The 13,621-nt window shown below is 32.1% G+C and carries 10 protein-coding genes; all 10 read right to left on the bottom strand.

All coding sequences use genetic code 11. The annotated features are described in order from the left end of the window. Positions 1-13 precede the first annotated feature (13 nt). A complete protein-coding gene (locus tag KS242_RS01480) occupies positions 14-1,024 on the bottom strand; it encodes a phage exclusion protein Lit family protein (protein ID WP_217322693.1) in 1,011 nt (336 codons plus the stop codon). Between the two features lie 47 nt (positions 1,025-1,071). Beyond that, positions 1,072-2,847 (bottom strand): UvrD-helicase domain-containing protein, encoded by a 1,776-nt coding sequence (locus KS242_RS01475; protein ID WP_217322692.1) that lies wholly within the window; start codon positions 2,845-2,847, stop codon positions 1,072-1,074. Between the two features lie 6 nt (positions 2,848-2,853). Next, positions 2,854-4,995 (bottom strand): AAA family ATPase, encoded by a 2,142-nt coding sequence (locus KS242_RS01470; protein WP_217322691.1) that lies wholly within the window; start codon positions 4,993-4,995, stop codon positions 2,854-2,856. A 720-nt stretch (positions 4,996-5,715) separates the two neighbouring features. Beyond that, on the bottom strand, positions 5,716-6,372 hold the full coding sequence (locus tag KS242_RS01465) for a GAP family protein (RefSeq protein ID WP_217322690.1): 657 nt from the start codon (positions 6,370-6,372) through the stop codon (positions 5,716-5,718). Positions 6,373-6,753: 381 nt separating this feature from the next. Next, positions 6,754-6,903: a hypothetical protein gene (locus KS242_RS01460; RefSeq protein ID WP_217322689.1), complete on the bottom strand. Its 150-nt coding sequence runs from the start codon at positions 6,901-6,903 to the stop codon at positions 6,754-6,756. 149 nt (positions 6,904-7,052) lie between these two features. Beyond that, positions 7,053-7,559: a PadR family transcriptional regulator gene (locus KS242_RS01455; protein WP_217322688.1), complete on the bottom strand. Its 507-nt coding sequence runs from the start codon at positions 7,557-7,559 to the stop codon at positions 7,053-7,055. A 4-nt stretch (positions 7,560-7,563) separates the two neighbouring features. Further along, on the bottom strand, positions 7,564-10,026 hold the full coding sequence (locus tag KS242_RS01450) for an ABC transporter permease (protein WP_217322687.1): 2,463 nt from the start codon (positions 10,024-10,026) through the stop codon (positions 7,564-7,566). Then, positions 9,995-10,714, bottom strand: coding sequence for an ABC transporter ATP-binding protein (locus KS242_RS01445; RefSeq protein WP_217322686.1), 720 nt, complete (start codon positions 10,712-10,714; stop codon positions 9,995-9,997). The genes KS242_RS01450 and KS242_RS01445 overlap by 32 nt, the downstream gene beginning before the upstream one ends. 195 nt (positions 10,715-10,909) lie before the next feature. Then, positions 10,910-11,221 (bottom strand): hypothetical protein, encoded by a 312-nt coding sequence (locus KS242_RS01440; RefSeq protein WP_217322685.1) that lies wholly within the window; start codon positions 11,219-11,221, stop codon positions 10,910-10,912. Beyond that, the gene (locus tag KS242_RS01435) at positions 11,209-13,551 is read right to left on the bottom strand and encodes an AAA family ATPase (RefSeq protein WP_217322684.1); all 2,343 of its coding nucleotides are present in this window, start codon (positions 13,549-13,551) and stop codon (positions 11,209-11,211) included. The genes KS242_RS01440 and KS242_RS01435 overlap by 13 nt, the downstream gene beginning before the upstream one ends. Positions 13,552-13,621 lie beyond the last annotated feature (70 nt).

Raw genomic sequence — 13,621 nt, 5'->3', positions numbered from 1 at the left:
GATGTATGGCGCCTTACTGTTTTAATGTATTTATGAGCCCAATATAACTTGATATGGATTCATCTATAATATTTAGAATTTGATCACTAACAAATTCCTCTAAAATAGTGTTCACATTTTTTAGTCTCTCTTCAATTGGTGGGTGCGTTGAAGAAGCCTCTTCATTTTTAGATAATACTGAAATTATTTCCAAAGTGAAAATGACACCAAAAGACATCTCAAAGCATAATTGTTTCTCTATTTTAAGCTTTTCTTTGTAATTCTCAGGAGTAATACCTAATAGTAACAGTATTGCAAACGCGTCTGCTTCAAACTCATTTTTAAAAGATTGATTAGTGGATTTACCCCAAATTGAACTTTCTTTAGGGATTATTTCCAAGTAATTCTGAAAATCATGACTTCTACCCGTATGATTCAACAAGTGATGTGAGATTTCATGCGCTAAAATAAACATATCCATAAACGTTGCTAAAGCCGCTGCTTTGTTTTCTATATTTTTGCTATATCCTTTTATGACTGTATTCACATCTAATTGGATATACTTATCATTTTCTCTCCATTTTACACAGTTTCCTACTAAGTTAGAGGAATCCTTAAAGAACTTAGCTTTAAAAAGAGCATTCTCATTTATGTGTGTATCTATTCTTTCTCTTATTAGGTTAAATTCTAGATAGTTGACACAGAATTGAAAACAGACATCTGACAAACCCACATGAAAAAAAACTAAATCACTCCAGTATCTTTTTTTAGATTCAAGAGCAAAAGCATTTGCTTCAAAAGAATTAATTTTTGCTATAAACATATTATTAATTCGTAACATTATATCTTCTGAGTTACGACTAGCAATTTTATTCACTAGTTGTTCAATTAATCTGTCGTTACTTTGATTAGGTTGATGATTATATATTTTCCTTATATTTTTCACACTTAAATCAGAGTATAAATTTTCTTGATGAACCTTCTGATAACTTTTCCCTTTTTCGTTTGGAGCAAAGTTATCATAATAAAACTTTCTAGCCCTCAATAAAACATCTCCTTTTTCTATGTAAAAAACCTCTTAATTTTCACAAGTTATATATTCATAAAGTTAATGGTACTTAATTGCTTATTGACCTCGTAAGGCCTTCTTTTTACTGTAGTTCTACCATTTTCAGCAAATAAATACAGATTTTTTTTAGCTCTAGAACAAATGACGTACAATAACTTGTTTGATTCTTCTATTTCATTAGTGATAGGTTGATTAATTATCTGATTCCAATGTGGTAGATATCCTCTTAATAATCCAAATGCAATTACTGTATGAAACTCTTCACCTTTAACACCTTGACAAGTATTTATAACAAGACCTTCTTTTGTATTAAACATTCTCTTCATATAGTTTATATCTTTAGGGATATCGCGAAAATCTGGACTTTCATATCGTTGCCTTAATCCATTAAAGAAATTATCCCATTGTTCCTTTAATAATTCACTTGAACTATAATCAAATTTCAGCTTTTCGAACAAATACTTAAAACTCTCTTTTAAATATTCGATTGCATTTTCTTCTTTAGTATCTGTTGAATTAATCTTTTTTAAAAATATCCTGCAGGTATCGTTATTAACTTCAATCATGATGCCACTTACAGTAACTAATTCTTCTAAAATCTCGCGCGCCCATTTCATCCTTACTAAATACTTATTTGGTTCTTTAGTTATTAAAAAAATCCTTGCTAGCTTAAACCAAAAATTATCACGATCACGTGGTAAAGGAGTTAATCCTGGAGCATCTAATTCTATATATGGTAGATTAGCTTTTAACCTTCTGGCCATAGCGGATAGGAAACTCCATTGTGGAGCTAGAATACAAATATCATTTGGAGAGACACCGTCTGAGATTTCTTTTTTTATAATCTCTGCAATTCTATCTACTAAATTATCCTTATGAGTATTTTCATCAAATTTAACTATTCCTTCTTCATTACAATAGTCTGCTAACGATTCTATTACTAAGCCTGTACTTTGAAAGTTGCTATATAAGTTTATTAAGCGTTGAGTCGATCTATAATTATTACTTAATCCTAATTGCTTTATACTATAACCTCCAATATCTTCGCTTATCTCCATAGGGTCTTTCACAATTCCACCTAAAGATTTAAATATTGCTTGGTCTGGGTCCCCGACCAAGAAAATTTTACATTTACCCTCTGCCGCTTTGATTATCTTTCCAACAATTGCATATTGGAGATCTTGAGTATCCTGATATTCATCAATAAAAAAGTATTTAAAAATATTTGAAAGGTTACGAGAGATTTTAGGATGTTTTTTAATTAAATTGTATGAAAAGTACAAAATCAGATCGAAATCTATTAACTTATTCTCTAATATAAATTTATGATAAGCTTTAGCTGCATTATTATATTTTTCTTCACTATTTATGTAATCCCCATTTTTATCTCTTCTAGTGATAAAATCATTGAATCTAGGTATATCAAACTTCGATTTAAATGTCTCCTTTAAATCTTGAGCTTTTAATTCATCTAGGATTGAATAACCTCTTTGTAGTTCTGGAAGATAAATACCATAAGGTCTAATAATCCATTGCAAACAAAAGGAATGAATAGTACCTGTCCATAATTGATTTACATCTATACTCATAGAATTAATTCTTTTATCGATCTCATCAGCAGCCCTATTAGTAAATGTAAGTGCTGCAATTCTATGAGTTCTTTTATTTAATTTCTCCAACTCGTTTGCAATCTTTAATGTTAATATTCGCGTTTTCCCGCTACCTGGACAAGCTAGTACCAGTGCATTTTCTTCTTCATCTATAGCTGCCTGTTGCAAAGGATTTAAGTTAATGTACATTTTCAGCTAGTTCACTCCTAGAAGTTTCGTTAATATGATTAATGCATCTTCTTTGTCTTCTTCACTATCTCTACTTAATAGATCAGTTAATTGTTCAAAGTTCTTTTCATCAAGGTTACAATACTTTTTCTTATAGAGTTTCCTTATTCTATACTTCGCCATTGCACTTAAATGTTCTTCTGTTATATGTGCAGAGGTAAATGCTATTGCATTTAAAATATATTGAGGAATATACGTTTCAAAAGAAAGAGTTTCTGAAACTAATAAAGCAAACCATCCTTTACCTTCCTTATTAGCAAGTCTCAGCGCTTCCTTCCCAACACTTACTTTATCTTTTGAACACAGCTTAACGATAGAATTATCAATATCAAATTGACGATTGTAAATCTTTGGTAAAACCGTTCTTATTTCATAAACATTTGAATTTAACGTAAAGTCAATTTCAAATGTATGTCGCGCATAAAAAGTATCTAACCAAATGTTATCTCGATATCTTTTATTTAAAGCGTCCGCCCTTTCTTGACCTGCAGTTTGTGAATCTCTCATTTTCTTCTGCTCTTTAGTGTCATCATCCGGATTGTATGGCAGCACTTCTATTGATTTATCAAGATCTGTTATAATAGCACATTTCCTATGAATTCTTATGTCATCAAATAAGCTTGCAACATGTTCAAAAACGGTACTACTCATATTGATTACACTTACACCTATTTCATCAAGATTGAGTCCAAAAACAGCTTTAAACATAGCTGGAATTAATATAAGCTCTGCATCACCTTCAACTAAAATTACACCTTTAGCAAATAATAAATTTGACCTTGTTGCATCTAAGTACCTTTCAATTCTTTTGCAAGTGTCTGAATCCAATCCGTTACTAGGCTGACAAACTTGTGTATAGCCCTTTTCTTTTATTAATATATTCATCGAATCTATTTTACTTGCAGAAGAAATATGAGTTGAATGTGTAGTTATAATTACTTGTGTATTTTCAAAATGATATTTTTCAAACAATGTCTTTTGCACATGTGTATGAATATGAGCCTCTGGTTCCTCAATTAATAGGAAATGTGCTGCTTTTTCTTCTTGATCTTGATAAAATTCATACTCTAATAACTTTAAAGTGATATAAATTAAATTTGCACCACCTAAACTCAAATCATCTAATTTTCCTTGGTTACTATTAGAATCATCCCCAACCCATAATGTTAAGGATTGGAGTAATGTCTCAACTTCCTCTGGTAATTCAGATTTAATATTTACATTAGGCGAATATGTATATCCTAAAGTTCTATTTAAAGAAGCTTTTATTTTATTTGTTAATAAACTTATTTCATCTAATTCGCTTATATCACTATTCAAATCTTGTACTTGTTTTTTTATCTTTTCTGCTTCTATAATTTCAATATCTTTAGTTGTTCCTCGCAAGAGTTGTAATAAAGGGCTACTCTTCTTTTGCTTTAATTCCGCTATAACATTTCTAAGTGCCTTAACAAAAGTGCATGAAATCTCTTTTTTTATCAACGTAATATGTGGGGAGATATTGCCAAGAGCAAGATTATTGTCCTCTTCAGGGTTCGGAAAAATTCCATTTTCAAAATCTCCAACTAAGTCTTTATATTGTTGCTCATCATTAAAATCTGCATTTATTCTGCATGTAAATACACTTTCATAATCTTTTAAGGTAATCTCCTTTAAAAAAAGCTTAAGATCACTTTTTACTTCTGTGATATCTTCACCAGTTTGTTGAAGTTTCTCAAGCCTTTTAGTAAACTCATATAACTTATTTCTCACTGATTTATTCGGACGATAATACAATGCATATGTCCCAACCGATTCTTCATCAGCTCTGACATCTTGTGAATGGTGAGCCAGAAAGCTTGCTGCTTCACTAACGTCCAAATCTTTAAAAGTAAGTTTTAAAACTATCCAATGCCCTTTCCATTCAGTAATATTTTGATTAAAATCTTGTTCCAAAAGTTTTGTCGCGTTAATAGGTAAACTTTCATCTAAAAGCAGTCGAATTGCATATAGCGCATTAGATTTTCCGGAACTATTTTCACCAATTAATGTGTTTATTCCTTGTTTAAACTTAAATACGGCATTATTGAAGTTCCTAAAATTTGTAATCTCTAGTTGAGAAATATACATATAGCCCATCCTTCTTCATTTTAATTACTTCAATCAGTTAAAAGTATTAGTTGTTAGTTTCTTTCAACCATAGTTCTTTTTATTTGGACCACTACTTGTTATACCTAAACTCCGATTTGAAATAAGCTCACCTATCAGCTAATATGTTTGTAAAAAACCATGTAAACCAATATTATGTAATAAATTGTTCTTCACAAAAAAATCCATTTGCTTATATCAATTATAAGCAAATGGATTTTAAACTTCCATATTTAAACAACTTTATTATAGGCTGAAACATAAATGTAGTTGTTGGTTTGGAATAAAGTTTGATTAAAATTATCTCACTAACACGCATTTTGTGTTAAATAAATAAAAGCCGTTTTGAAAAAAGATTGATCAAAACGGGGTTATTATTTGTATAGTATTATATGTTTTTTATAAAAAAGTTTGATCAAAAACACATCATAAACCTACATTTTTCAATTATAGGATCATTAAAGGGGTTTTCCTCAAAAACCGATTGGGCTAATATTGGAAACCAACAGAATTGGCATTGGGTAATTCCTGCTATTCTACCCGAATACTCTGCCGGTCGGGATACTGGCTATTTAACAGTGGATACCGACCTTTTTAGAAGTAGGGAAAATAAAAATTGAAAGTCTTAATTACCATTCCCGGCCAGCATTTTTAGTTACAATCTGAATATCTTTTGATTTAATAATATATTCTCAAGACTAATTATAGATAATCTATGGTGTAAAATATTAATATCAACCCAACTATACACATTATCCAAGATAGGGCTGAATTTGAACTGCTTGATATTTTATTCCGAAGATTAACTAAAGTGGAATTTATCCACTTTCCAAACAATTTATATCCAAAGAAGATAAGCAGTGCTGGCAGAATCATAATAATATTGTATGCGGCTATAATTGGAATCCATTGATAAAAAGGTATATCAATTGTAGTTAATAAACCAATTGCGGCAAAATACGGTAAGGCTGTACCAGCCTCAATGAAAAAAGTAGTAATACCAATAAATATAATTGATAATACGCTTTGAGTTTTAGGCTTTGGAATATTACTTTTTTTATTTTCGGGAATAAAAAAACTAGCCGTAAATAAGATCCCCCCTATAATAAAGACAACCCAGCTAAATATTTTATTTTGAAAAATATTTGAGAATGCTTCAATAATATAATTTAAGCCTAACATCATTATTATACCTAATGAAAAATACAATAGCACAACCGTAAATAGATATGTCAATAATCTTGATGTTAAATTTTTATTATCTGTTAAAATCAGAAATAACGTAACACCAATTATTGTAGGGCTTAATGTATCTAAAAGAGCTAAGCCGCCCAAATAAATTAAAATATCTGTTCCCATCTTTTCCTCCTCATGAACAATTGTGTTCAAAGGCTAAAATTTATTATCGAGATAATCCATAAAGTTAAGAACCTCTTGATCAATTGGATACAGGTTATATTTTTTGACTCTCGGGTGACATTCTAATATCCCAAAGTTTATTTAAAAATGCATCTTCGTCATTAAAATCATAACTTTTTTACATCCATTCTCTTAATAATATTTTGTATACGTGTATTACTATGACCAAGGTGCATATATTTTTTAATTTGGCCTACTCTAGCAATCTACTCTAAGGAATCTGAATCACTACTATCCATATTTGGAAGTTTTTCTAGTACTAACTGATACACCGCTCAACTTTTTAATTCGTTAATAGGAAACAATCTAATACCTAATTCCTTATTTATTTCTATTATTAAAAAATAGGATTTTAAATACGTAGCCAATTCCTAAACCAATTAGCACCCCAGGAAAAGCATTATCAAATAGTAAACCTACTCCTGCCCCAATAATAACGCAAGCATAAATAATAATATCGTCTTTCTTCAAAATAGGATTCCCCCTTTATTCGTAAAAGTCTAATAACAGTATAAAAGATTACTTAAGGTCACTTTTAACTTATTTAAACATTGCACTGCATAAAATTTGAACATGAATAGTAGCAAAGGTTTTTAAAAAGAGAAAACCTTTGCCTAGAATTATGATCGATTTCGATTTTCAACTTGATTAATCCAGTTTAAATCTGCTTCTAAATGCAAGAGTGTACCAGTGATTAATAAATACCTATTCTCGTCACCTTGAAGAAGAAATTCAGTTTTTAATTTAGTCAATTCCATGACATCTTTCATTATCATTGCTTTTTGCTGATCAAGCATTTTCTTTTCCTGTTTAAAACAAATGTTACGAGCACAGCTCCATTTTAAATGGAAGTCGTCTTTAGTAGAATGATAAGGTACAGGTTCTAACAACCAATTTTCCAACTCATTTTTACCTTCTGTATTTATTTTATAAAGTTTTCTTTCTTGGTCATCCATTCCTACGAATGAGACAAGTTGGTCACGGATTAGACGATCGAGAGTGGTATATATCTGACCAGGATTAATTTTACCTTTAATTCCAAGAAGGGAATCTAATTCTAATTTCAATTCGTATCCATGATGTTTCTGCAGGAATAATAACGTTAAAATCCCATATTTTACTGACAATTTATCAACCTTCTTTGAGTGATGACTGAATATCCAATTTACTTGCAGTTTTGCTAGAAATCCAGGCTGCACAGAGACTTAGAGAAATTCCAGCAATTATTGCAAATATAATATTACCAATAGGGAGTTGGAAAGAAATAAATCCTTCCATCAGTTTAGATTTACTTGTTACATAAATTAAAATTACACCAGTTGCAATTCCGCCTATAACTCCTGATAATCCAATGAGCAAACCTTCAGCTAATATCATGTTTCTAATTTGTTGTTTAGTAAAACCAAGCGCCCGCATCGTTCCAATCTCGAACTTTCGTTCATAAGTATTCATCAATAATGTATTAACTGTACCAATACTAGCTAATCCAATGAATATAAACAACATAACTAAGAGAAGTTCATTCATACCAGAAATTGCTGAAGTAGTAGATTCAATTTCATCCTCTGCCGTTTGGACCTTTGATAGATGATCACCAAAATCAGACCATAACTGATCACGTATGGAATCATTCGCTTGATTGTTCAAGGTAAGTAGCAAATCGAAGCTATTGGTCCATCCAAATTCATCACGAAGATTGGTCGTGTCCATAAAGGCGACATATCCAGAATAATGCGATGTGTTGACGACTCCAATAACTTCAAAATACTGTTCACCATTGGGGGTATTCATTCGTATGCTTTGCCCAATATTTCCACCCCATTCTTCAAAGGCTCGTTCGCCGAGCAACACAGAAGATTTCTGTTTTAATTTATTATACAAATCTTTTTCACGAACATCCGCAAACAATGAAGGACCATTTTCACTTACCGAAATAACGGAAAATTGCCTTCTTTCTTCATTAACTGTCTCCCATGTAATTGGTGTAGCTTCAGTTAATGACTTAACGTCTGTGACCGCATGATATGAAAGAAGTTTTGTTACATCTTCTGTAGACCATGGTGCTTCAGACGTAACTCTCATATCTCCCCCATACGTATTTTTAATTTCTTTTTCATACCCTTTAGGTGCTGACTCTACCACTGCACCAAGTAATAATATAACTGATATACCAATAGCTAGAATAGTAGCTGTATTTGAATTGCGATTTATTTGCTGGAAAAGATTTTTTATAGCCATGGTACCAGAATAATTAAAAAGAAACTTCAAAAGAGGCTTTGTTATTTTACCTAAACCCATCAATAGTAAAGGAAATAGAAGAATGACACCTACTATTACAGCTGCATAAGCAACAGGGTGATTTATAAATACAAAACATAGAAGCACCACTCCCACAATAGTTCTAAGAATGTACTGTCTTGATGATGCATTCGTATTGTTTTCCTTTTTTAATGTCAATAAAATTGATGTCTTACCTGCATTGTAAATAGGGAAAAGCGAAAAGACTATAGGGAATAGCAATCCAATCGTGATAGCCATCATCGTTGGCAGCTTCCAGTTTAAAGTGTAGACCATATCAAATTCGAATACACTAAGAAGCGCTTGCATAAACATATCTCCAAACCATATACCAAGTGGAATGCCAATAGCTGTACCGATTAATGCTAAAAGTGTCATTTCAATAAGTACGAGCTTAGAAACCGAACTTTGTGTATATCCTAAGCATTTCATTATTGCAAATTCCTTTTTCCGTTCTATAACGCTTGTATAAATCATATTAAAAACAATAAATCCGCTAATAAATAGCGCCAATCCAGCAATTATATAGAAAAAGGTATAAAGACCACCTATATCGTTGCTCTGAAGGTCATCTGCAACAACGGGTTCTATATATACACTAGAACCATGGAACTTTTGTTGAAATGAGTGAAAGAGATCCTCACCATCACCTTTGGTTTGAAAACGCATATAGGAAATCTCATCATTTTTTCCTGTCCACTCTCTTAACATATCAAGTGGAGCCATAATGCGAAAACTGGTTGATTCAGCACTTTCCCAATTACTTGGGCTTGCAAGCAGTTGCGTATACTCAACAATGGCGGAAACTTTTGCTTCTCCCATATCGGTAAACCGAACCGTATCTCCAACCCCTTTTCCTAAAAGGTTTGCGATAACTTCTGGTAATATTATTCCTTTATTATCTAAGCTACCTTCAATAACTGGAAGCTTCAGCAAGGGGCTATTTTGATCATTTACTCCTGTAATTCGTACAGATCTTTCATTCAGAGAGTGATCGCCTTCTAGCTCAAAGAAAGCTTGCTTATCAAGGGCAAGCAATGCATCTGTAACAGTGGGATCGCTTTGAATAGACGAAATCATCTCTTCAGAATAGGTATGTTCATCACTTAAAACCCAATAATCAGCATTGGCTACATACATTTGCTCATAATAGTCAAAAACGTCATTTGTTGTTTTATCAGCTATTAGCATAGATGTTACAAAAGACGTCCCTAGTATAATAGCAAGCAGTGTAAAGAGAAACCTCTTTTTGTTAAGTATTATATTACGCCATGAAATTCGCCAAATATTTAGCATAGTCACTATCCTTCCTAGATATAACTTTATCTATAACCCCGTCTCTAAAAAGTATGATACGATCTGCAAAACCAGCTGCAAAAATATCATGTGTGACCATCACAATGGTTTGCTTGTTTTCACGATGGAATTTTGAAAATAGTCCAAGAATTTCCTCTGCCTTAGCCCTGTCTAAATTCCCTGTTGGTTCATCAGCTAATAAGACAGTCGGGTTATTAACAAGTGACCTAGCAATAGCTACACGTTGTTGCTGACCACCACTTAGCAGATTAGCTCGTTTGCGATTAAGCCCCTTTAATCCTACAGATTGAATTAATTCATGGATCATTTTACTTTTTTCATTAGTCAATTTTCCGTCAGCATGGAGAGGGAATGCAATATTTTCTTCCACAGTTAAAGTATGCAATAATTGATAATTTTGAAAAACAAATCCTAGTTTTTTCCTCCGAAATATCGTTCTTTCTTTTTCCTTCATTTTATTTAAAAATTTATGATTAATTTGTATGTCTCCATTGGTAGGTACATCAAGTCCTCCTAATAATTGAAGTAAGGTACTTTTTCCAGAACCACTCGGTCCCATTATAGCCACGAATTCTCCTTCTTCAATGTTCAAATCAACACCTTTCAGTACTTGAGTTCTTTGTTGACCCTGTAAAAATTCCTTTGTTAGATTGTTAACTTTAATCATATTAATAACTCCTCCCGTTCTTTACCCATCTTATTATATACTAAGTATATAATAATATAAAGCGTAAATATTTAATTACCCCTGATAATTTACGCGTTATTTTAAAATACAAATAATAAATACCCCTAAACAATATATACTTAGTATATATTGTTTAGGGGTATTATGTTAAGTATTTTATTTCAATAAACCAACCTATCTGTTCATTATAGTATCATCAATTTGTTCTAATAATTCTATCATGTCTTTGACAACTGTCCTATCAAATTCTTCCATTCTCTCCTCTTCATGCGTTCCTTTATTAAGATAGTTCCATTCGAAAGGATGCTTGCTTTCCATCCCCAACAAAACCTCCAGTGATGAAACCACATTTTCATATCCATCTATTGTATGCTTGGAAATAAATTTTCTTAGCGCTTGAGCAGTTGACATTAATTCCGGCGGTCTCTCGGGAGATCGCATTGCTACACTTAATTGAACGTTGTATTTTTTCGCTAACTTTTCCAAAGTTTATTCATTAAGTTTTCAAGTGTTCTCCGTCCGTTCGCTAAACTATCACGAAGTTGACCTTCTTCTAACCTTTGTTGAGCAAGGACTAAATAATTTCGTGATAGATTTAATTTCACTGTAATTTTCTTTGGTTCATCTGTTTTAAGAAAGTCTATTCGTGTTACCTTTTTTTCATAATCCTTTTTAGAGATATTATTTTCTAATTGTTTTACAAATTCTTCTCCGTGAGTAGTAATAATAAGTTGCTTATCACTTATATAATCATTCTCCAATATAGTTTCAATAATTCCTCGCCTGTGCTCATCGTCAATTGCGTTTACCACATCATCAAATATAAGTATTGGTAAATTATCCTGTACATTCTTGGCTAAGAGGATAGATAGACCCAAGCACCTTATATGCCCCTCACTTAAAACATGTAATGCATTTAAGTTTCCTCCATTTTTAAAGCGGATTTCTATCTTTTCGCCAGAACTAGAAGGGAGATTGATCCCTTCCAAAAGATCATACGGATGATCATATCTGTTGATTGCGTTATAAAACTCCATTGTTTTAGCATTCAAGTTAGATGCCAAAACGGATGGTAACTGACGGTTATATTCTACTAAACGGGCTTTTAGTAAAACATATGCATCATGGTATTGGCAATTACGTGCTACTAACAGCTTTTCCTTTTCAACCTGCTTAATTAATTCTTTGTTTTCTTGGGTAAATTTCTCCACAGCTTCATTTGCCTTCTTTTCACCTTCATTGATAGATTCTATTCTTGTCCGAATTCTCGATAGCTCTTCTAGAACTTCGTCTAATCGTCTATTTTCCGCTTTTAGATTTTTAATTTCATCCTCAGCTTCGGTGACTTTTTTGTTGTAAATAATCAGATGTTCTTTAAAATCATTAAAAACATCAAAATAATAGATAGTCGTTGCTATTGCATCACTTAAATTTTGTTCAACTTCCTTGGCATCCAATATCTGTTGATTTAAAGCGTCAATGGTATCTTTTTTTGGGAATTCTATTGATTCTACAAGCGTTAAAATATGCGTGAGTTTGGTTTCAAGAAACGTGAGTTCTTTAGGTATCTGCTTATCTATTTCAGTTACTCTTGTTTCAAGTTTTATAGCTATCTCAAATTCTTGTACTTTCTTAGCGGCATGGGAATAAGGGTTTAAAGGAACTGCAAGATTCCCGTCTATATATAACTCTGATTCACACGCTGGACAAACATCATGAAATTTATCTTTATTTTGTAAAATAGCGGTATACAGATCCTTTAAAGATATTTGATCTTTATAATCCTGTAAAGACTCCATTGCCTCATTACGCTCTTTTATTAGCGAGTCTACACGTTGGGTACTTTCCATCAACTTTTCAATACCAGGGTCTGGTATACTTTTTAAATTCCCTAAACTCGCAATTCGTGCATTATTTTTTTGTACAAGTCCCTCTGCCTCTTCCGTTCCTGATAAATTTTCTTTTAATTCTTCTAAAGTATTAACATCAGGATACTTGCTAAGTAATTCATCTGTCTGTTGCTGTACCTCTTCTCTTTTTTGAGGCAAAGTTTCTATATATTGTTTATGTAATTCGATTTTCTTCTCTTCTTCAGAAAGTTTCTTTGCAAGCTTTCCTTCACAATCAAGGTAATTATCAAACCATTCATTAAAATTCGCAACAAAGGTATTAAAATCCTCTAATCCAAATAAAGCAGCAAGTCGTTGTTGCTGAGCCTGTGGTGAATTAGCGGAGACTCGGGCAAACCCTTCTATACGATTTCTTTCTATAAAACAAAATTCATTAACTTGGGGCATTGGATGTACAACAACTTGACTATCCTTCGAATTTACACCTTTCAAAATAGGCAGTTCGGATTGCCCTGTATATGCATTCTTAATATATTTATCAAGGCCAATTCGCTTTGCATCCGCTTCATGAATTGTCCCTAAAAGTGCATATTCAAGGGCTTCACAGAAACTCGATTTTCCACTTCCATTAGGACCGTAAACAAAAGTATAGGGTTTTTTAAATTCAAAGATATGTTCATCAGAGAATCCCCTAAAGTTTTTTACAGTTAATTTTGAAAGACGATTGATTTGATCTTCAGTTATTGCTTCAGAGGTTTCATCTAATAAAAACTCTCCATCGACTGAATCACCATGCTCGGTTACTAAACTAGCGATAAGTTTACCCCTTCTTCCCCCAGCGCTACTAGATTTTTCAATAGAAGTAAAATTGTCTAAAATAATCCTTGCCAATTTCATTTCATAATTAGACAAATCCCCTGCGTATTTCTTTAGAAATTGTTTATACTCTCTTAATGCCTTGGACATTAATCTTCCCCCTTGTTTTAAATATATTTTCAACTCTTTAATTCCAAATCTTCAAATCCTGTAAAATGTA

It is taken from the genome of Terribacillus sp. DMT04 (genome assembly GCF_019056395.1).
GTDB lineage: Bacteria > Bacillota > Bacilli > Bacillales > Amphibacillaceae > Terribacillus > Terribacillus aidingensis_A.
This window is presented reverse-complemented; position numbering and strand designations above follow the sequence as displayed.